Source organism: Paenibacillus germinis (assembly GCF_013141785.1).
Lineage (GTDB): Bacteria > Bacillota > Bacilli > Paenibacillales > NBRC-103111 > Paenibacillus_E > Paenibacillus_E phytorum.
Genome location: NZ_WHOC01000028.1, coordinates 182,345 through 204,384, shown reverse-complemented (window position 1 = coordinate 204,384; position 22,040 = coordinate 182,345). Strand labels below are relative to the sequence as shown.

Annotated in this window: 16 protein-coding genes and 2 pseudogenes; 4 read left to right on the top strand and 14 right to left on the bottom strand. The window is 44.0% G+C overall.

What is annotated here, in order from left to right:
* Positions 1-62: 62 nt before the first annotated feature.
* The 3 genes from kynA to kynU are packed head-to-tail and all read right to left on the bottom strand — an operon-like array spanning position 63 to position 3,624.
* The gene (gene kynA, locus GC102_RS06685) at positions 63-911 is read right to left on the bottom strand and encodes a tryptophan 2,3-dioxygenase (RefSeq protein WP_171649373.1); all 849 of its coding nucleotides are present in this window, start codon (positions 909-911) and stop codon (positions 63-65) included.
* A 58-nt stretch (positions 912-969) separates the two neighbouring features.
* On the bottom strand, positions 970-2,349 hold the full coding sequence (locus tag GC102_RS06680; protein ID WP_171688761.1) for an amino acid permease: 1,380 nt from the start codon (positions 2,347-2,349) through the stop codon (positions 970-972).
* A 33-nt stretch (positions 2,350-2,382) separates the two neighbouring features.
* Positions 2,383-3,624, bottom strand: a complete 1,242-nt coding sequence (gene kynU / locus GC102_RS06675) for a kynureninase (protein WP_216627970.1) — start codon at positions 3,622-3,624, stop codon at positions 2,383-2,385.
* Between the two features lie 217 nt (positions 3,625-3,841).
* Here kynU and GC102_RS06670 point away from each other — a divergent pair, with 217 nt between their 5' ends.
* Positions 3,842-4,456 (top strand): TetR/AcrR family transcriptional regulator, encoded by a 615-nt coding sequence (locus GC102_RS06670; protein WP_171688759.1) that lies wholly within the window; start codon positions 3,842-3,844, stop codon positions 4,454-4,456.
* Positions 4,457-4,685: 229 nt separating this feature from the next.
* Here the strand turns inward: GC102_RS06670 and GC102_RS06665 are convergent, their stop codons facing one another.
* Positions 4,686-6,914 (bottom strand): AraC family transcriptional regulator, encoded by a 2,229-nt coding sequence (locus GC102_RS06665; RefSeq protein WP_171688758.1) that lies wholly within the window; start codon positions 6,912-6,914, stop codon positions 4,686-4,688.
* A gap of 225 nt (positions 6,915-7,139) precedes the next feature.
* On the opposite strand from GC102_RS06665, the pseudogene GC102_RS06660 reads away from it, so the two are divergent.
* The 3 genes and pseudogenes from GC102_RS06660 to GC102_RS06650 all read left to right on the top strand — a co-directional run.
* A pseudogene (locus GC102_RS06660) lies at positions 7,140-7,832 on the top strand (ABC transporter permease); the annotation flags it as partial.
* Positions 7,822-8,559 (top strand): annotated as a pseudogene (locus GC102_RS06655) (carbohydrate ABC transporter permease); the annotation flags it as partial. The pseudogenes GC102_RS06660 and GC102_RS06655, both read left to right, overlap by 11 nt.
* 25 nt (positions 8,560-8,584) lie before the next feature.
* Positions 8,585-10,219 carry a type 2 periplasmic-binding domain-containing protein gene (locus tag GC102_RS06650; RefSeq protein ID WP_171688756.1) on the top strand — a complete coding sequence of 545 codons (1,635 nt, stop codon included), beginning with the start codon at positions 8,585-8,587 and terminating at the stop codon, positions 10,217-10,219.
* A 104-nt stretch (positions 10,220-10,323) separates the two neighbouring features.
* On the opposite strand, the gene GC102_RS40275 is transcribed toward GC102_RS06650, so the two are convergent.
* The 10 genes from GC102_RS40275 to GC102_RS06600 form a co-directional block, all read right to left on the bottom strand.
* Entirely contained in the window at positions 10,324-11,235 is a 912-nt protein-coding gene (locus tag GC102_RS40275; protein WP_171688755.1) for a YVTN family beta-propeller repeat protein, read from the bottom strand.
* A 109-nt stretch (positions 11,236-11,344) separates the two neighbouring features.
* Entirely contained in the window at positions 11,345-12,475 is a 1,131-nt protein-coding gene (locus GC102_RS06640) for an alpha-hydroxy-acid oxidizing protein (RefSeq protein WP_171688754.1), read from the bottom strand.
* A 205-nt stretch (positions 12,476-12,680) separates the two neighbouring features.
* The gene (locus GC102_RS06635) at positions 12,681-13,652 is read right to left on the bottom strand and encodes a formylglycine-generating enzyme family protein (RefSeq protein ID WP_376769351.1); all 972 of its coding nucleotides are present in this window, start codon (positions 13,650-13,652) and stop codon (positions 12,681-12,683) included.
* Between the two features lie 33 nt (positions 13,653-13,685).
* A complete protein-coding gene (locus GC102_RS06630; RefSeq protein ID WP_171688752.1) occupies positions 13,686-14,222 on the bottom strand; it encodes a chromate transporter in 537 nt (178 codons plus the stop codon).
* Between the two features lie 17 nt (positions 14,223-14,239).
* Positions 14,240-14,890, bottom strand: coding sequence for a chromate transporter (locus GC102_RS06625; protein ID WP_171688751.1), 651 nt, complete (start codon positions 14,888-14,890; stop codon positions 14,240-14,242).
* Between the two features lie 325 nt (positions 14,891-15,215).
* Positions 15,216-15,419 carry a hypothetical protein gene (locus tag GC102_RS06620; protein ID WP_171688750.1) on the bottom strand — a complete coding sequence of 68 codons (204 nt, stop codon included), beginning with the start codon at positions 15,417-15,419 and terminating at the stop codon, positions 15,216-15,218.
* A gap of 301 nt (positions 15,420-15,720) precedes the next feature.
* Positions 15,721-18,753 carry a beta-galactosidase, LacZ type gene (lacZ, locus tag GC102_RS06615; protein WP_171688749.1) on the bottom strand — a complete coding sequence of 1,011 codons (3,033 nt, stop codon included), beginning with the start codon at positions 18,751-18,753 and terminating at the stop codon, positions 15,721-15,723.
* Between the two features lie 84 nt (positions 18,754-18,837).
* The gene (locus GC102_RS06610) at positions 18,838-19,662 is read right to left on the bottom strand and encodes a carbohydrate ABC transporter permease (RefSeq protein ID WP_171688748.1); all 825 of its coding nucleotides are present in this window, start codon (positions 19,660-19,662) and stop codon (positions 18,838-18,840) included.
* Positions 19,655-20,494: a carbohydrate ABC transporter permease gene (locus GC102_RS06605; protein ID WP_171688809.1), complete on the bottom strand. Its 840-nt coding sequence runs from the start codon at positions 20,492-20,494 to the stop codon at positions 19,655-19,657. Before GC102_RS06605 ends, GC102_RS06610 begins: the two co-directional genes overlap by 8 nt.
* Before the next feature lie 187 nt (positions 20,495-20,681).
* On the bottom strand, positions 20,682-21,995 hold the full coding sequence (locus tag GC102_RS06600; RefSeq protein ID WP_171688747.1) for an ABC transporter substrate-binding protein: 1,314 nt from the start codon (positions 21,993-21,995) through the stop codon (positions 20,682-20,684).
* Positions 21,996-22,040: the final 45 nt, after the last annotated feature.

The window sequence follows — 22,040 nt, the reverse complement described above, 5'->3', positions numbered from 1 at the left end:
CCTCCTTCTCCGGAAATCGTCCAACCTTCTCGGTTCTGAAAGCGGACTTTTTAAACACGAACTTATAGCTTCGCTCTTAGACTCCATAGTTCCGGGAAGAAGTGTTGGTCCAGAGCTCTTTTTAAATAAGTAACACCTGATGAACCACCTGTTCCTTGTTTATGACCAATAATTCTTTCTACTGTAGTCATATGATTAAAACGCCATAATTGCTGCTGGCTTCCAATATCCACTAGTTTCTCTGCTAACTCATATAAATCCCAATATTGATCGACATTGCGGTAAACTGTCAGCCACGCCTCTTCTACACTGGCATTTGGTTGATAGCTTTGCGACCAATCCCTATGAAGAGCTTCTTGATCAATAGGTAATCCACGCACCGCAAGAGCATTGATTGCCGCATCATAAATACTTGGCTCATGAAGAGATTGCTGCATTTGCTCGTATAGATCGATCTGATGTTGAAAAACGGATAACGTATGGACATTCTTGTTGCCTAGCGCAAATTCAATCAAACGATTCTGATGAGACTGGAACCCGGAAGATTGGCCCAATTTATCCCTAAACTCCATGTATTCAGCCGGCGTCAACGTGGCGAGGACGTTCCATGACTGTATCAATTGCTGCTGAATTCTCGAAACGCGCGACAACATTTTAAATGATGGTTCCAAATCGTTATTGCGTATACTCTCGGTAGAAGCTTTCACCTCATGTAAAATGAGCTTCATCCATAACTCACTCGCCTGATGAATAATGATAAAAAGCATTTCATCGTGGTGATCAGAACATCTATGTTGACTAGATAAAATCTTATCCAGATGGAGATAATCTCCGTAAGACATCGCTTTGCTAAAATCGGTTTGAATTTCTTTTTCGAGCCCCATACTTTTGTTTTCTTCATTATTATTCATTCTGTAACGCCCCTCTCCTGATAAGAGAATTTCAACAGTTTGCTGCACTGCATGATGATTAATTGTTCCTTTTTTTCCAAACGAAATAAGCAGCAGACAGAAACAGTAACCATGGAATCCCGAATTGAAGCATAATTTTAAAACCTGTAAACCAAGTTGAAATCATTAAACTAAGTAGAAGAACCGCTCCCAAAATCGTTAAATATGGAAAACCAAGCATTCTCACCGGCAATTGGCGACCACCCATTTTCTCCCACTTTCTTCTGAAAAATAAATGAGAAATGAACACCATAAGCCAAGTGAATATAGCCCCGAACATGGAAATTCCCATCATCAATGCATAGGATGAATCTGGGAGTATCGCATTAATTGCTGCAGCTATAAAAATCCCAAGTGTAGAAACAGCAAGGCTACTAACAGGAACGCCTTTATTATTAATTTTCCCCAAAAAGGCAGGGGCATGATTACCGCGTGATAATGAAAACATCATACGTGTTGAAGCATAAAGTTGACTGTTCATTGCCGATAAAGCAGCCGTTAAAATGATAAAATTCATGATTCCAGATGCTCCTGGAATATTCAAGATTTCCATTACTTTAACGAATGGACTTTTATCGATCCCCGCTGATTTCCATGGAACAATCATTAGCATGATACCAATTGTCAAAACATAGAAAGTAGACAAACGAAATACGGTTGATTTCAATGCTTTTGGTACGGCTACATCGGGGTCTTTTGACTCCCCAGCTGTAACCGCTATCATTTCTGTACCCAAAAAGCTGAATAAAGAAATAAAGATAGCAACCCACATGCCCCACCAACCAAAGGGTAAAAAACCTCCATCATTCACTAAGTTTCCGGGTCCGATATTTGACTGTCCGGATGTTCCAAATAGGATATAAGATCCAAGAAGAATGAAACCGACAATTGCACTTATTTTTATCATAGAGAACCAATACTCAACAGTACCAAATATATGAACACTCTTGGCATTTATATAAATTAGTAAAGTGGCAAACAATAAAATCCATACGAGTTCCGGCACAGTCGGAAACCAGTATTTCATATAAACAGCTATTGCACTTACTTCTACCCCAATAGCAAGAACATTGGCTATCCAATACGAATAACGAACAAGAAAGCCTGCCATGGGATTGATGTATTTTTCAGAAATCGTTCCAAAAGATCCCGAAGTAGGATGAGCAACCGTCATTTCCGCTAAACATCCCATTAACAGCAACACGATAAATGCGCCTATCCCATAACTGAGCAATACACTTGGACCTGCTGTTTTAATGGCTAGCCCGCTGCCTAGAAACAATCCCGTCCCGATGGCACAACCCATTGCAATCATCGTAAGCTGGTTTGTTTTTAAATCACGCTTTAACCCATTCTCTAGTTCAAGTCCATTATTCGATTGCGTTTTTTTATTTATCATATTTCATCCCCCTTTTTCATTAAAAAAGGCTATCTATGCAACGATTTCACGTTCATTATGAAATAATTTGTATTGTTCTTCTATCATGATTTTTTTGAGAATTTGTATGACTTCCCAAACTTCTGCGTAGGAAGTATACAGCGCAACCGGAGCAAGACGAATGATGTTTGGTGCTCGGAAATCCGGAATCACACCGTTTTTTTTCAATGCCTTGCAAATGCGCGCAGCTTCTTCATGCTCAAGACTCACGTGACCTCCGCGACGCACGTCTTCTCTGGGACTTCCAATCATGAACCCATAATCTGCTAACTCATGTTCAATTAAATTCATTAAATATTGATTGATTTGAAGAGACTTTTGGCGAATATTTTCAATACCGGCTTCTGCAAAAATTTCTAAAGATCCTAGTAAAGGCGCAAGGCTTAATACGTGAGGCGTTCCAATTTGATAGGCTCCCGCTGATTCAGCTGGTGTTAACTTATGCTCCATGTCGAATTGTTTATCTTTTCTGGAACCGAACCATCCAGCCAATCCAGGTCTAGTTCCAAAATGTTTGCGATTCACAAATAAACCGCCAACACCGCCAGGACCGCCGTTTAAATGTTTGTAATTGCACCAATACGCAAAGTCAACATCCCATTCGCTAAACGAATGCGGGATCGCCCCGATCGAATGACATCCGTCAAATCCGATTAAAATGCCTCTTCTATGAGCTTCTGCCGTTAATCGCTTCATGTCCAATATTTGGCCGCTGCGATACAGAACGGTAGGCAAGATGATCAAAGCAATGTCATCGGTCATAGCCTCGATCATATCGTCTTCTTCTAAAAATCGGCCATCCCTGCTTTTCACACGGATGAGATGGGTATCTGGATCGTATCCATGGGTGCGAAGTTGGCTTTGAAGAGCATAAATATCAGATGGAAACGTTAGTTCATCTGCCAAAATTTTGGTGCGTGTCCCTTGAGGCTTATAAAAAGTAGCTACAAGTTGATGTAAATTTACAGTCGTGGAACCGGTTACAATAACTTCATTAGGAAAAGCTCCAACTAACGGTGCACTCATCTCACCTAATTTCTCCGATAAGGTGAACCATGGATGAATCCCTTGTGTCCATCCATCGATGCCATGTTCTTTCCAATCGGCTAAAGATTCCAAAAGTGTACGTTCAGCTCTTCTCGAAAGCAGCCCCAATGAATTCCCATCCATATAGATGGAATCAGGCTGTAAATAAAATTCTTCCCGAAAACGCGAAAGGTTATCCTCTGTGTCCAATTGTTTTGCGAAATCTAATGTAGGTTGAAAGAAATTTGAAAGCACCGTATCATCCCCTTCTTTATTTAAAATTACTCTTTACTCTTTCTAGCGACATCATATCAATGAATATGACATGATGTCAATATTATTATCCAGACGATTTTATCTAAACAAATCTTTCCTTTTCAGAGAAATCCTTATATCCTAGAAGATAATTACTAGGGGAGGAATTGTAATGAGTAATGATAAAATAGGGGATAAACGACATTTACGCTCAGCAGTGACACGTCAAAAGTTACTAGAAGCTGCAAAGGAAGTATTTTTAGAAGAAGGTTTTCAAAAAGCGACGATTTCTCAAATGATCAAAAAAGCAAGCATTGGGTACGGAACAGCCTATGTTCATTTTGAAGGAAAAGAGGATCTTTTATGCGTATTAATGGAGAATGTCATGGCGCAATTTTATGAAATTGCCGAGATCTCTTTCTTCCCAAAATCGAAAGACGAAGCAGAGCAAATCATTCAAAAACAAACCTATGATTTTTTAAAAATGGCAGAAGCAGAACGTAATATGATGCAAATCTTCGAGCAGGCCATTGGGGTATCATCTGTTATTTCGGATAAATGGAAAGCCATTCGTGAAAAGTTTATTCATCGAATCTCCGTGGACATTGCCTATTCACAGCAAAATGGGCTAGCTAAAGCTAAACTAAAGCATGAGCTTGTTGCACGAGGCTGGTTTTTTACAAATGAAATGTATCTTTGGGAAATTGTTCGAAATGAACATCATAATTCTGTTGAAGAGATTGCTAATACAATTACAACTCTTTATACTACAGGCCTTTATCTCTAAAGGTATTTCCATAAAATGAAAATAACAAATCATTATTGGCGAAAGAGCCGTTCTCCGTTTTTCTTAGATTTTGTCGATATAGATAGGCAAGGTAACGGAAAAAGGGCGTAGACAATGTCCACGCCCGTAGGATCAACCTCCATTTCGGAGAACGCATGCCGCCACTGCAGTCTTATTCATAACTTCTTCCCTTTTGCAGCAGCCTAACGATGCAAAAACAAATATAAATTTAAACCGTCTGGCAGCGCCGGAACTCACCGGGCGTTTCTCCGGTTATTTTCTTGAACATCCTTATGAACGAGGTGCCGTTGCGGTAGCCGATTTGTTCCCCGATGTTCTGAATGCTGAGACTGGAACCGACAAGCAACTCCTTTGCCTTCTGAATCCGCATCCGATTCATATGCTCGCTGAAATTCGCCCCCGTCTTCTCTTTTATGTATACAGACAAGTAAGCACTGGACAAGTCCAGTTTCTCCGCGATCTGATCTAATGAAATGTCCTCCGAATATTGGGTCTCCATGGTTTTCATCACAAATTCGATAACTTCGTCTTTCTCCTCCTTCTTCAAGCGCACCCAATCTGCATAGATAGGAACAAGCGTGTCAAAGATTTGCTTAAACTCCGTCAAGGTAAAACTGATATCCAATTCCTTACGCAGTCTTACGACCTGGTCTCTCACTGCGTTATCCGCTCTATTTTGCTCCAATGTTTTCACGATACGAGAAGCCCATGCCTCACTGAATTGGCGAAACTGGGCCAATGTCGCCTGGCTTCGCTCCATCGCTTCAAGCATACGATGTAAGGCATGGAGACACAATTTTTCATTGCCGGCTTGAAGATGAGCGTACAATTCCTGCTCCTGTTCCTTGGTAAAAACAAATAAGAATACATCGGGCTCCTGCTTAACGATTATTTGCGTTTCATCCAGCGGACGGGCCTGCTTAATCATTCCTGACACCTGCTCATAGGCCGTGTTCAGCTGGGCGCTTTGTTCGAAAACAGAGCTGACTGCCATCATAATCAGACAGGTTTGACGGTCTTTATCCAGTGTTTCCTTGACCTGCTGAAGTGCTTCCGTCATCCGGTCCGTTTTATCCTGCCGGAAAACGACAGAGATGATCTGATCGTTCTCGATTTGGAACGTATAGGCATTCAGCTCATACTCGGAGAGGACGATTTCAATGTATTCCCGGATATAACGTTTTATATCCTCGCTTAGCCTTTCCATACTTCTTGCATTCAGCTGATACAGAATCAGAGAGAAGGGCCCCTCCGCCTGGACAAATTCGCGCCACTCCGAAATGCCCACATGAAGAGATTTCAGCTTAGCGATATAACCGTAATTGGTCAGCAGCGAGTTACTGTTTTTCAACTCGTCATGAATCCTTGTCCGTTCCTTCGACAGCTTGTCAATGTGATTGCTGATCGTTTCAAACTCATGAATGGCGGATTCCATCCGCAGATGTTGTCCTTCCGGATGCTGCAGGGAGGCGATAATACGTTTCACAGGTGACTGAAGACGACGGCTGAACCAGTAAGACATGCCCAGAGCGATTGCTATGGAAGTAAACAGAACGACGATCTGAGTAACCCTAAGCTTGGAGATTTGTGCTGCGATATTAGCATAAGGAACAGCCGTCATGTAACGAAGGTGATTTTCCGAGTCCTCATGGATAAAGAAATATCGGTTTTGGAATAGTTTGTACGATTCGCCTGCAGCGAAGACGGGAATTTCTTCTATGGACGCAGAGGAATTTGAACGATAGAGATTCTCTCCCTCCTCGGTTTGAATGATAAACGGCACATCGCCCAGCAGTGTCTGGTTCAGCTTGTCTGCGTCCAGCATAGCGATTAATTCGTAATTCGCATTGGGCAGCTTAAATGAGAATGGAATGTAAGTTTTGTTTTCCTTACTAAAGTGATCGAGCGGGTATTCCTGCGCTGGATGCATGTAATAGTTCCTTGGACGCTCAAATTCCTTCTCCCAATAAGACAGGTCGTATGGCGCATGAAAGTTCGTTAGGGAATCCAGGGCGACTTCCGTGCTGCTGCCTTCCTTGTCCGCCATAAACAGATTCGAGCGGTATAGCACCATAAGATTATCTAAGTAAAATAACGGATTACCGGCAGTTTCCCTCAGCTTTCGCACCATATCGACGACCAGAAAATAATTGGCGTTTCCGTTTTCGCCCGAAATCAACTGCCCGTTAAATTTGGTAATCGTATTGTCGTGATACATCTGGAACAGTACGGTTCTCAGGCGGTTAAAATGACTATTGTAATTCTCCGCAGCCTGAGTCAGCTTATGCTCATTGGAACGAATGATCTCCTGCTTGATATTCTGCTGAAAAAAAGAAAATAGTACAAAATTAAAGACGGATAACAACATAATGATGGTCAAAAAGCTGATAAATATTCGGACAAGAAACGATTTGCTCTTCTGATTCAAGAGTTCCATGATGCCCCTCCCTATCCTCTAAATCTCCTATACTCATGCTAGCAGGTCGTAAAAGCAACAATCAACACATTTACAAAACCTTATCATCCTCTGGTAAGACCTCATCATACCATGTACCGTAAGGACTTAACCCATTTCTCCCGCTGCGGAAATCAAAGAAAAGGTCTATTGTCTAAAAAAGAGTCAATTTCTTTTCTACCGGCCACCAACTATGATCAACCTTGAAAACGATTTATTGAAAGCTTCTATTTTGGGAGAATTCTTACCAATACCTTGTCCATCGGGGTTTATCAGATAGCCGCAGGATTCCCTGTACCTATATTATTGGCGCTGATGGTAAATGAGATCGGGCGGAAAAAATTCCAGAAATGGATTCAAACCATCCTGTATGCCCCTCATTTTCTCTCTACCGTAATCGTAGTTGGGTTAATGATGATCTTCCTTTCGCAGGAAAACGGTCTTGTTAATCATGTTCTTGTTTGGATGGGCTTTAAACCGATTGCCTTTTTGACAAATCCGGGCTGGTTCAAAAGCATGTACGTTACTTCCGGCGTATGGCAGCAAATGGGCTGGAATTCCATCATATATCTCGCTGCCTTGGCAGGCATCGATCCCCATCTGCACGAATCCGCACAAATGGACGGTGCCAGCAGACTTCGGCGTATCTGGCATATTAATTTGCCGGGTCTGAGGCCCACCATCATTATTTTACTCATTCTGAATATGGGTACGGTGCTCGGCGTCGGATTCGAGAAAATTTATTTGCTGCAAAACTCACTGAATATGCAGGCCTCCGACGTGATTTCCACGCATGTGTACCGGAGCGGGATTCTCGGAGCGGAATATGGTTTCTCAGCGGCAGTCGGCCTGTTTAACTCGTTGATAAATTTTGTAATGCTGGTTGTGGTTAACGCCATTGTATTTTGTGCTGATTGCCTCCTTCAGCAGCCCACAGCTGGTACTGAACGGAGACGTCTGGCTTTGGCCGAAGGACCTATCCTGGAGGGGCTATGAGAAGCTGTTTCAGAACAAGGAGATCATGCAGGGCTACGGCAAAACGATTCTGTATACGGTGAGCGGAACAGCCATCAATGTTGCACTTACTGTAGCAGCTGCTTTTCCTCTGTCACGGCGGAATTTTATGGGTAGACATTGGATCTCGGGCTTCATGGTGTTTACAATGTTCTTCAGCGGCGGACTGATCCCGACCTATCTGTTAATCAAACAGCTCGGGTTGTTGAATACCTACTGGGTCATGGTTCTTCCAGGCGCAGTTTCCGTATGGAACATTATGCTGATGCGCACCTTTTTTCAAAGCGGGCTGCCCTTTGAGCTTCAGGAGGCTGCTGCCATTGACGGCTGCTCGAATCTAAGAATTTTATGGAGAATTGTGCTTCCCCTATCGGCGCCCATCTTGGCAGTTATGGTACTCTTTTATAGTGTGGGGCACTGGAATGCTTACTTCAATGCGCTGATCTATTTGATGGTTGACGTATCTGAAGGGTCTCTGTCCAGTTCCGTGCTCGACGTGGAATCCATCAAGTATGCTATTGTAATTGTAGCGAATCTGCCCATTCTCATTTTATATCCGTTCCTGCAAAAATATTTTAACAAAGGCGTGATGGTCGGCGCCCTCAAAGGATAAAAATTATAACGGAGGTCTATTAATTATGAAAACAATCAAAACGACAGCCTTGGCGCTGTCCGTCGTACTTACACTTGGAGTGATGAGCGGCTGCGGAGTCACGGAAGATAAAGGAAACACCGCCAAATCGGATGAAAAAGCATCGCGGAATCTTAATGCCACCGGTTTTCCTATTGTGAATGAGAAGCTTAAGCTCAAATTGTTTACGGGCAAATCACCGCAAAACGGTAACAAATTTGAGGATACGACAGTTTGGAAAGAGTATGCCAAGATGTCCAACATTGACGCAGAATTCCAACTGGTTCCTTTTGAAAGTCTTACCGAGAAACGAAATCTAGCGCTGGCAAGCGGAGATTATCCCGATGCCTTCTATTCAGCGAGGGTGCCTGTCGCGGACCTGATGAAGTATGGCAGCCAAGGCGTCTTCCTCAAGCTGAATGATCTGATCGAGAAGAATGCCCCTAATTTTAAGAAGCTTTTGGACAAGTATCCTGATCTGAAAAAGGGATTGACGATGCCGGACGGCGGCATCTACTCCCTTCCTTCCATATATAGTCCCGAATTTTTGCCTATGCTGATCGGCACACCGCTATGGATCAACAAGAACTGGCTGGATAAGCTTAATATGAAAGAACCTGAAACCACAGAGGAATTTTACAATTATTTGAAGGCTGTAAAAGATTCGGACATGAACGGCAACGGTCAGAAGGACGAGGTCCCGTTAAGCGGTATGTTCGGCATTCAAACGATACAACGCTACATCGGCGGTGGCTGGGGATTCGGCAACAGGGGAGCCGTCGCCCATCCGTACGTGGACGTGGATCCGGCTTCCAACAATCTGAGATTCTACCGGACCGATCCAAAGTATAAAGAAGTGCTGCAGTATATGAACAAGCTATATTCGGAGGGACTAATTGATAAAGAGATCTTCACGTTGAAGGATACGGCGCTTTATGCCAAAGGCGAGAAAGGTCTGCTGGGAGCGGCATTCGTCCCTCATCCCCAAGCGGTCATGAACCAGAAGGGCTATGTAGGACTTGGTGCGCTTAAAGGTCCTCACGGGGATCAGTTATTTGTATCTGTGAAAAATCCTATCGCATGGCCAGGGGCCTTCGTCATTACGGATAAAAACAAAAATCCGGAAGCTACACTCCGCTGGATGGATCATTTCTATGGAGATGAAGGGGCTACCTTCTACTTTATGGGACAAAAGGATGTCACCTATACGCAAAAGCCTGACGGTAAGCTGGAGTTTACCGACGAAGTGAAAAATAATCCAAACGGACTGACCCTAGATCAGGCGGTAGCCAAATTCACAACCTGGCCTGGAGGCAGTTATCCGGGATATGTACAGGAGAAATATTTTAAAGGCTCTGAAAGCCTGCCGGAATCCGTCGATGCGGGTAAGAAAGCGTCCAAAAACCTTATTAAAGAGATGTGGTACAGCTTTAACTATACGGAAGAGGAAACAGCATTTATGAGCTCCAAGGGTGCCGACATTCACAAGTTCATCACCGAGACCGAGGCTAACCTTATCAACGGCACAGCATCCTTCGACGACTGGGACAAGTATGTAGCGAATGTACAAAAAATGGGCTTAGACCAATACTTGTCCATCTATAAAGCTGCATACGAAAGATATTCCGGCGGTACCCGTTAGAGGAAGCCGATCTGGAAGAGATTAAGAAAAATCGGGGCACCCTGCGCGTTCGTTCCCGCCAGAGGTGCCCCGATACGTTTCCCCAGCACGATACTCAACAACTTCTATAAAGGGATAATAGCAAGCCCAGATGCTGCATTCCCTACTGTTATCGTATCAATAACCTTATTATCCCTGATTCTTATAACAGAAACTGTATTTTCTCCAAAATTGGCAACATAGGCATATTTACTATTTTGTGTAATGGCTACAATGCCGGGTTTGATCCCCACCGGTATGGTAGCTATCACCTTGTTATTTAAAAGCTTTATGACGGAAACTGTGTTATCCCCTTCATTACCAACGTAGGCAAATTTGTTGTTAGGGGTTATGGCTACACCGATTGGTTTAACTCCTACTTTAATCTTTTTTAGAATCCTTCGGCTATGAATCCCTATAACCAAAACATTATCATTCGTGGTGACATAAGCTAATTTGCTGTTCGCCGTGAAAGCAATTTGATCCGGGCCAACGCCGGCTTTTATCGTGTCTATAACCCTATTGTGTTTCACATCGAAAATAGAAATCGTATTGCTGTCGTGATTACTTACAAAACCTAAAGTTCTTATACCCTTCTTCTGAGGCGTAATGGTTACTCCTATCGGTCTTTTTCCGACCTTTATCGTTTCAACGACTCTTTGTTTCTTTATACATATTACTGAAACCGTATTATCAGCCGAATTCGTAACATAGACGAACTTTCGCGATGTACCTACATCCGATGGACTTTTTCCAACCCGGATGGTTCGGATAATTGTATTTGTTTTTCTTTTGATTACTTGAGCGGTGTTATCACGTTTATTGACAACGTAAGCATACTTCCCATCGGGTGTAACAGCAATCTCAAAAGGTCCTCTACCTGTCTTGATTGTTGCCTTGACCTTTCTTGTTCGGGTATCAATCACCGACACGGTATCATCGTTGTAGTTCGTGACATAAGCGAAATGAAATGATGGCGAAGGTCTACACGTGCTCACAAGAAATACCCCTCCTTCAATTAATAACTTAATCTAGGTTATTAATTTGTTTAAAGGAGTGGCACGGCCATTTTATAGATATTTGGCCCTAAGCTTGAGCGCGGGCTATCTATTGCTTGGATAATGTGCCCGGAAGCAGCTCGCTTAATTTTTTTAAACCGGCCATTCCGAGATTCAAATCAAAGTCAGCCACTATATTTTCAATGACATGTCGAACGCCTGTTTCGCCAGCGATAGTCAGACCATAGAGGTATGGGCGTCCGATAAATACCATCTTTGCCCCTAAGGCCAGAGCTTTAAAGATATCCGCCCCGCACCGGATACCGCTGTCGAACATAACGGGAACGCGTTCCCCAACCACATTCACTATGGAAGGTAGCGCCTCCAATGCCGCGATAGCTCCGTCCAAATGTCGTCCACCATGGTTGGATACGATAATTCCGTCTGCACCGTAATTTATCAACATTTTGGCGTCCTCCGAATGAAGGACCCCTTTCACAATAATTGGAAGTTCCGTGATAGAGCGTAAATAGCGAAAGTCCTCGACAGAGATATGTGGATTGGTTGTCATGTATTGGATTGTTTGAGGTGTTAGTGAGTGGCCGTATTTTTGCCTTACGATCGGGTCCGAGATGAAATTTCCAAGCCCGTAATGGAACATAAATGGGGAAACGCACAACGATAAATTCTGGGCTCTCCACCCTTCCTCCGGTCGGTCAAGCGTGGGGACAATGGCGGAAAACCCAGCTCTTTCTGCACGCAGTACCATACTTTTCAACACATCACGATCGTGACCGATAAACAAATGAAACCACCTGCAGGCCTGAGAGACGGCGACTTCTTCCAAAGAATACGTAGAGACCATGCTTTGAATAAACGGAATGCCCAAAATCGCTGTCGCCCTCGCAGATGCCACCTCACCCTGCACGTGAAACATCGCTTGTCTTCCGATTGGAGCGAGTCCAATCGGGAATGGGAAAGTCTGCCCGAAAAGCTTTACCGAAAGATCTCGATCAGCTACGTCTCTCAATATCCTTGGAACAATTCGCCAACGCTGGAACGATTCCTGGTTTGCCCATATTGTAGATCCCTCGCCGGCGCCACTTGCCGCATATGAAAAAGATCGCGCATCAAGAAGCCTGCGCGCCTCCTGTTCCCATTGCTCAAACGTAATAAGCAACCGCCGTGCATGATCACATTCTCGAATGCGTGCCGCTTGGATGAAAGTTCCAAAATTCATACTAACCACTCCCTCCTCCCTACTATATGATGTAGCGACAACAGGTATAATTCCGAATTCGTTGCGTTTAAGGGGTAATAAAGCGGCACCCAATTATTCTCGAAGTCCCGGTACTCGAAGCATGGTAAAAAAAGACGCTCACCCTGAGAGTGAACGCCATTGTACCAAATTGGTTTCAGTTGCTATTGGCGACATGGATGCTTAATTAAGCATCAGCAGCACAACGAAAACCTATATTACCCGCAGAACTGTCAGGTGTATTTTTACTCCGTGCAGCCACACGATATCGATTACAATAGGAGGCATGGCACAAGTACGAACCTCCCCTTAGAACCCTGTTGTCTCCAGATGGAGGGCCAGTGGGGTTATCCTTTGCGCCATTAATATGATAGGTAGGGCTAAACCAATCCGAGCACCATTCCCACACATTACCAGCTACATTGTAGAGACCATATCCGTTTGGTTCAAAGGATTTGGCTGGCGCGGTGCCCGCATACCCATCGCTAGCATGATTTTTCTCTGGGAATTTTCCTTGCCAAATGTTGCACATATGCCGTCCGTCCGGTTTCAATATATCCCCCCAAGGGTATCTCTTCTGCACCAGTCCGCCTCGGGCAGCAAACTCCCATTCAGCCTCTGTTAATAGTCTTTTCCCAGCCCATCGGCAATACGCAACTGCATCATTCCAGGAGACATGGATGACCGGATGGTCCATCCGATCTTGGATCCCGGAATCAGGACCTTCGGGATGAAGCCAGTCAGCACCATGTACCACCCACCACCATGGTGTTTGTTGTGCCGAATTTTTCACTTGCAACGTAGTCGCTTCAGAAACAAAAAGATGAAAAACATAGGACCACCCAAAGGTTTCAGCTTCTGTTTGAAAGCCTGTATCCTCCACAAATCTCTTAAATTCTTCATTCGTTATCGTCGTAGCATCGATGTAAAAAGGATTAACAGAAATTTCTCTGACAGGCCCCTCGCCATCAGATGGGAATCCTTCTTGATCGTCAGTCCCCATTAAAAACTTCCCACCTGGTATATAAATCATACGTTCTGTTTGGCAATTTGACTTTGCTTGAACCTGTGTAAGATCCATTAAACGTTCTGGGCTTGCGTCTGTTTGATGAATAGCGCTCCGACTTGCTGAGCAGCATGATGGTTTATTGGTATCTATTGGAGATCACCCCTTACTTTTATGTAAACGTAACTAACTGAACAAAGCAATGCCGACTAGGCCTGATAGTAAGATAGCCGTTAATGGGTATAATTTATATTTCAATACTGCAACGAAAACCCCTGCAGCCATTACTGCGATACTCACATTTTTCCAAGTAAATAAGCTTTCAGCTTGGCCCTCGAAACCAAAATGTATCGCTGCATAAATAATCAAACCCGTCACGACAGGCTTCAGCCCATAGAAGATGGAGAGAACCTGTTTATTCTGATCCATCTGGTAGAAGAATGATGCAATCAAGATAATGATGAGAAGTGATGGTAGAATGATGCCAATTGTTGAAACCGTTGCTCCAATAACTCCCGCTGTTTCATACCCGATTAATGTTGCTGTATTCGTAGCAATGGGTCCTGGGGCCATTCCTGCCAAAGCAACTGAATTCGTGAATTGCTCATCTACAAGCCACCCGTGAGCCTCAACTTCATGCCCTATGACAGGAATCATCGCATAACCGCCGCCAAATGACATAAATCCAATTTTAAAAAAAGTAAGGAATAATTCCCATAACATGCCCCCGCCTCCTGTTGTTATATTCCTTCAGCAAAAAAATACTCGTAATTGGCATAGCCTTTACCAAGGGTAGATACCTGAACCTGATCTCCTTTTTCTAAGCGGACTTGGAGTCCTATCGCTTCCTTTACTTTTACCAAGATAATGCCAATAAATAATCCAACGAGGATTACGTACAAGGGATGAATCGGAAAAGACAATAAAATGATTAAAGTACTAAGCGAGGTAATCAATGTTGTTTTATCAAAAATAGCTGATTTTCCCATATTATAAGCGGCTAAAGCAATGAGCCCAATAATTGCAGCATGAATGCCTACCAATGCAGCCTCTACCTTAGCGTTCCCCTGCATGTAACTAAAAGCAAGGCTAAGTAATAGGGCAATCAAGAATGTTGGGAGAGTAATACCGATAACAGCCGCGACAGTCCCGGGAATTCCCGCCAATCGATATCCGATGAATGCCGAAGCGTTAACACCAATGCCACCAGGTGCGGAGCCTGCAATTGAGATAAGATTGGCTATATCTTTCTCAGGAATCCATGCCCGTTTGACGGTAACCTCCCTCTCGATGATCGGAAGCATCGCATAACCACCTCCGAAAGTAGCTGGTCCAATCTTCAAAAACGTCCAAAAAATATCCCTAATGACTTTGAGACGATTTCTCCCCATTATGCAACCTCCCGAATCGTGTTTATAATTCAATTATAACTCACTTTAGTTTATTTCGGAATAAAGTTTTATGTTTTCAATAAATGTTTTCGGTGAAATCGGATAATTATATATCATTTTTCATGAATAACAGGAATTATTCCGATTTAACCTTTAATTAACTTCAATTTGAAATTATGTTTCATTTTACTTCAAATCCGCCTTCCACAACGATAGCGATCATCAAAATTCTAGTAAATATTTCATATATAAATACTCCTTAGTCGTTCCTTCACATAAATTTTAAAATCTACGCTCCTTTTGGAAGCGTAGATTTATAAGTACTTTATGAATTCAACAACCCCAGTAATCCCTCCAGCATTTCATCGGTCATGGCTCCGCCACTGAAAGCAAATAATCCACGAAGCGGCAAAGATTTGATCATAGCTTCCATCATCACGGGGGTCTCTTCATTAGCTGAAGCAACTGCACCAAGCGGCGAGTTCTTTATCAGCTCTTGCACAATAGCTGCTCCCTTCGGATCTTCCATTAAGTCTCCTAAAGTTGAGTTGCGTGTGTACGTTCTCTTTATGTTAACGGTAGATTCAATGCTATGGAAGTGGATTACCTTGACCGTTATACTAGTGCCATTTCACTACTTATCAATTCCCCCCTCCTAAAATAAAATATGCGATCACCCAATAGAGTGAACGCATAAGAGGCTAAACAATAGAAAACAATTGCTTTTTCCCAAAAACTATCTAATTTGTAAGTAGTGGTTGAGAGGGATAATTAGTCCCTACTCAACCATTTTTTTGTTTTCACCGATCAAAGCACGTCGAATGGAGCCATCATAGCCGGTGAATATTGAATTCAAACGCTAGGTCTTGATCGGCTTTGATCAGATACTCATCATGTACCGGCGCGCCCCAGCTGTCGTCACCACCAACGCCCATCTGTCTGCCCGCTACCGTGACGACCGTGTAATGAACGTTCGGCAGCTCGTAATGATGGTAAGCATTTTCCAACTCGAATGCCGTAAACGGCGAAATGTTACATTCGACCGGCTGAGCAGCTGGTGCGGTTATCCGAATACCGTGGCCATCGTCGTTCGTAATGTTCACACGGCGGACGCCCGTGCGGTTCCCCGACTCTTGCGGTACGACATATCCAGACACATTATCAGCAGCGTCATTCTTGAACACCCCGAGCCTAGCTCCGAAGGCGCGATCGATATAGTTCTCCTCAGGTCCCATCGCGTACCAATCCAAATGGAAATAATCAGCTGGAACCTTGAACGACAACGCGAATATCGGCAGTTTCGGAAGACCGGTTGCTCCCTCGTAGCGAGATTTAACGTTCAAACTGCCGTCGGCATACACCGTGTATGCAACCGTCACTAGAACTTCCGCGCTGATGCTAAGCTTGTAACGAAACGTTACCGTGGCGATTCCCGTTTGCTCCGTCAATTCGACTGCTATGCATTTGCGCGTTAAGCTAGCCGCGAACCAAGCGCCTGAATCAAAGCCAAGCGAGAATCCTTTGTCGTTATCCGTTGTCGCACGCCAGAATAACGGCGCTGGCGGAATGGCGATCATCTCTCTGCCGGCATAGTTCAGTGAAATCAGGCTTCCCGCCTGCTTCGAGAACATGATACTAAAATCTCGTCCATGAACCCCTATGTTTACATCGCCATCCACGACTCTGAATGATCCTTCAGGTTGTGCAGACGAAGCCAGATCATCAACCAGAATTACGTACTGCCCGAACGAAACCTCATATCCAGCTTCAGCCCATAGGGTGCACTCCTTCAAATTGAGCGACGCCTGTACGACATACTCACCTGGCTCATCGACGGACGGCAGTTCAAACGGCACATAAGCCTCACTTTGCGCCGGAACGTCGATATTCCTCTTGCCTCGGAATATTTCCTTGCCTTCTTTATGAAGGACAACTAGCAGATCATAGGCCTCAGTACCTTCGAACAGGTTCTCGTTCGTCACCTTCAGACCTTGGCGATCTGGCACAAGCTTGATGTTCTGGTACAAGAACTTCACTTCCTGCATCTTTGGCGACACCTTGCGGTCCGCGTAAACGATACCGTTCGTGCAGAAATTATAGTCGGTGGCGCGGTCGCCGAAATCGCCGCCGAATGCGAGAAACTCTTTGCCGTAACGATCTTTCTTGACGATCACCTGATCGATATAATCCCAAATAAATCCACCTTGATACATCGCATATTTCTGTTCGAGCTCTGTATATTTATGCATACCGCCTACCGAATTACCCATCGCGTGCATATATTCGCAGCTTATATAAGGCTTCTGCGGGTTATCATTCAAATAAGCCTCAATGTCAATCGGCTTCGCATACATGCGGCTCTCCATATCGCTCGTATCGTTATACTTGCGGTTATGAAAAACCCCTTCATAGTGAACTAGCCGACTAGGATCCATCTTTCGGAAATAGTTGGACACGCCCAGCAGAACTTCACCCGCATAGGCTTCGTTACCGACCGACCAGATCAGAATAGAAGGATGGTTCTTGTCGCGCTCGACCATCGAAATTGCCCGGTCCATCACGATATCCTGCCATTCTGGCTTATTCGCCGGAATATTCCAAGACGGCTCTACTGCGCCCATCTTCTGCCATGAACCATGTGTTTCCAAATTCATTTCATCAATGACGTAGATGCCATAGATGTCACACAATTCGTACCATAACGACTGGTTCGGATAATGTGACGTCCGAACGGCATTTAAGTTGTTGCGTTTTAGCGTAGCGATATCCCACAGCATATCTTCCTTCGTAATGGCCCGTCCTCTGCGGCTGTTGAATTCATGACGGTTCACGCCCTTGAAGACGATCCGTTTGCCGTTAAGGTGCATAATTTTATTTATCATTTCAAATTTACGGAAGCCGACCTTCTGCGAAATAACCTCTACGAGCATTCCTGTGTGATCATAAACGCTAACGTACAGAACGTACAAATACGGCTTCTCTGCACTCCACGGAGTAACTTGCCCCGCATCGATAGACAACGAAATAGCTTCGAGGGTTGATACTTCGGAGCGAGCTGTCCCAACAGTATGCCCCACCGCATCCTTCAATTCAAGGTAAACAGCAGCTTCTTGCCTATCAGCAAGCTTAATATCCGCACGTAGGTTGCCATTCGCATAAGCGGCATCAAGATCGGCATGGACAAAAAGATCGCGAACGTGAATACTCGGAACGGTATATAAATAAACGTCACGGAAAATGCCTGAGAACCGCCAAAAATCTTGATCTTCCAGCCAGCTGCCTGTACTTCTTTGATACACTTGGGCAGCAAGCTTATTCTCACCCTCATGCAGGAACGGCGTCAGGTCGAATTCCGCCGGAGTGAAGCTGTCTTCGCTATAGCCGACAAATTCACCATTTAACCACAAGTAAAAGGCTGACTCCACACCTTGGAACGATATGTAAACGGGTCTGCCCTTCATATGATCAGGCAGTGTGAAGTACTTCACATAACTACCGACCGGATTATCATTTTCCGGAATAGCTGGCGGACGAATATCGTGATGTCCATCCCATGGATACATCGTATTTACATACTGCGGCTTTCCGTAACCCTGCAATTGAATGTGTCCTGGCACTTCAATATTGCTCCAACTGCCGCACTCGTAATCGAGCTGGTGGAACAGCTCGGGACGATCAGCAGGCTTCCCGGAATAGTTGAATTTCCAACTGCCGTTAAGGTCGTGCCGTAGCGCCATAGGCGCTATAGCTTCTGCTTCTTCTAGTGTTTCATAATAACGGTGATCGGAGTGCGCCGGCAGACGGTTCACAGCAAATACGCCTACATCTGTAAGCCAGCTTAGGTTTGGCTTCGTCAATTTCATTACATTTTCCCCCGTAAAGTTATTTAAAAGCCAGGTGATATGCGCTGTGTGCGTAATCACCTGACTTTCTTTCTTTCTTTCTTTCTATTTCACCGATCCTGTCATACCTGCTACAAAATGCTTCTGCATGAGGAAGAAGACAAGTGCAGTCGGAATCGTCGAAATCACGATTGCCATCATAATAACACCATAATCAGGTGAATAGCTTGATCCCAAATTCGATATCAGCATGGGTATTGTTTTTTTCTCCGGTGATTGCAGAACGATAAGCGGCCATAAATAATTGTTCCAGCTCGACATGAACGTAATAATACCCGCTGCGGCGTATGTCGTCTTCATCGTAGGCATGAAAATACGGAAGAATAGGCTTAATTCATTCAACCCGTCAATTCGACCAGCCTCTAAGAGTTCCTTCGGAAACATCTTCGTATTTTGACGGAAGAAGAAAATAAGAAATGCCGTGGTGAATGTCGGCAGCACAACGCCGGACACGGTATCCAGCCCGATAAATGGAATAACGCGCGAGATACCACCAAACATTTGAAACAACGGTACCATGATAGCCGCGAACGGAATCATCATCGATAGTAACAGAATGTTAAATACGACGTCCTTCGCCTTGCTTCTATAAATTTCAAATCCGTACCCGGCTAAAGAGCCGATTAACATGGCCAATACGGTCGTTGTAATCGATATTTTAGCGGAACTCAGTAAAGCAGGTACAAAGTCTACCTTACTAAATAAATTTGTAATATTATCCACAAGGTGGCTTCCGGGAAGTAATCTTCCCTTCGTCACATCGGCCGACTTATTCGTGGCGCTGATAATCATCCACAGAAACGGAAATATGGAAATAAACGCAGCGACACTCAGAAATATATAAATAAAGACACGTTTCCATTTATCCATTTTTATCACCTGCTGCTTTAAACTGAACAAACGCCAATATAATGATCATAATCACGATGGAATACGACACGGTGGCCGCATATCCGAAATCCGCTGAATATTTAAAAGACAAATTGTAAATATACTGGGAAATGGACATCGACGCGTTCCCCGGTCCGCCCTTCGTAATGTTAACAACTTCATCAAACAACTGCAGCGTACCAATTGTCGATGTAATGGAAGTAAATAAAATAATGGGCTTGAGCAGAGGCATCGTTATTCCAAAAAACTGTCTCGTTGATGAAGCCCCATCAATTTTTGCAGCCTCGTAAATCGATTGATCGATATTTTGAAGCGCGGACAAGTAGAAGATCATATTATAGCCTGTCCAGCGCCATGTGATTGCAAGAATAACCGTCACTTTCGCCCAGAACGGATCCGTGATCCATTGAATCGGGCCTGCAATAAGATGAATCTTGATCAGAAGTTTATTAACCAAGCCTTCCGTAGCAAACAAATATTTAAAAATAACGGAATACGCTACTAGCGAGGTAACAGCCGGCAAGAAAATCGCCGTACGGAAAAAGCCTTTCAATTTCAACTTACTGTCGTTCAATAACACAGAGATAAACATAGCTAGAACAATCATTACTGGAACCTGGATAATCAAATAAATAAACGTGTTCTTAACTGCCGTTATAAACGTTTTATCGCTAAACAGACGAACGTAGTTATCGAAGCCGACGAAGGATAAATTCATTCCCTTACCCGATTTAAATGATAAAATAAGAGCTTGAATCATGGGATAGAAATAGAACGCTGCAATCATGATTACCGGCAGGATAATAAACATCCAACCAGTCAAGTTAGCTCTTGTGCGAATATTTACGCCAGGCCTCGCTGCTTTCACGTTAGCCTAACCCCTTTCTTTACGGAAATAAAACCATGGAACTTCCCTCCAACTCCTGCAGCCGGAACGTTAACTTAGGAATCAGGAGAAGGCGAAGCCCCAGGTTTTATTAATTGCCGTATAGTCTAAATTATTTAACTTGTGTTTCTGCTTGTGCTTGAGCATCGCTTAATACTTTGTCAATATCCGTACCATTTAAATAATTTTGCATTTGGACTACAAGGATATCTTCAATCGCATACGTATGCATACCATAGTTCACCTTTGGAATTTGCTCTGTCCATTTGGCGAAATCGGCAATTACTTTTTGACCGCCGAAGAATTCGTCAGCCTGCGTGTACGCCGGTCCGGATGCCGCTGCTTTTAACGTACCGATTGCACCAATCTCCGTAACAAGCTTCTGATACAAATCAACGTCAGAGCCAAATGTCTGTTTCAAGAAATCAGCCGCAGCTTCTTTTCCATCGACGTTCATGACGTACCACGAGCTGCCGCCAAGGTTCGATGCATGAACGGATTTTGGGTTGTTTGTCAGTTTAGGAAACGGTACGACAGCCCATTTGCCGGACTGCGACGCTTCTTTTTTAACCGAAGCCGTAATCCAGTTACCGGTTGGAATAGTAGCTACATCGCCACTGTTGAATGCGCCAACGAATTGGCTCCAATCCGATGTGACCTTCACAATGTCCGCTTTCATTATTTCTTTATAGGTTTCAGCCGCTTCCTTCAAGGCCGCATTGCCTGCCAAGTTAGGCGTCGTTCCATCTTCTTTTAAATACCACGAGCCTGCGGACTGAATCATCATGCGAATAAGCCCAAGATCGTTCGGATCTTGCGTTAGCAGTTGTTTGCCTGTTTTGGCTTTCACTGCTTTACCGATCTCAATCAGCTTCTTCCAGTCGATATCCTGCAGATCCTCAACCTTGTACCCCGCTTGCTCTAAGTAATCTCTTCTTACATACAATCCAGCAACGCCGGAATCAAATGGAACCCCATATTGTTTGCCATTTACACTTGTAGGTCCGATTTTGTAATCGGCGAAATCAGTCGGTTTAATCACATTTGTTAATTCAAAGAACGAATCAGGATAAGCTTGCAGGAAGCTTTGTGCACGATAATCTTCGATCAATACGATTGTCGGCAAGCTTTTTGTCGTGCCTGCATTCAATCCTGCGTTCAATTTCTGAATGATATCGGCTTGCGCGTTTTCCACAATGTTGATCTTCAAACCGGAATCGGGATTTTTCGCCGCGTAGGCTGCTTTGGCACGTTCCATAGCACCAATATTAAATACTTTATCCCACGCCCATACTGTAATTTCCTTCGCAGCTGCAGGCGTAGCTTCAGCAGTTTTTCCACCCGTATTCGGCACATTATTCCCTTTGCTCGAGCATGCCGTCAATAGTACTAAGCTGGCCAATAGGATGGCGAGTACCTTTTTCACAAAAATTCATCCCCTTTTAAATGACTATAAATTAGTTTTGAAAGC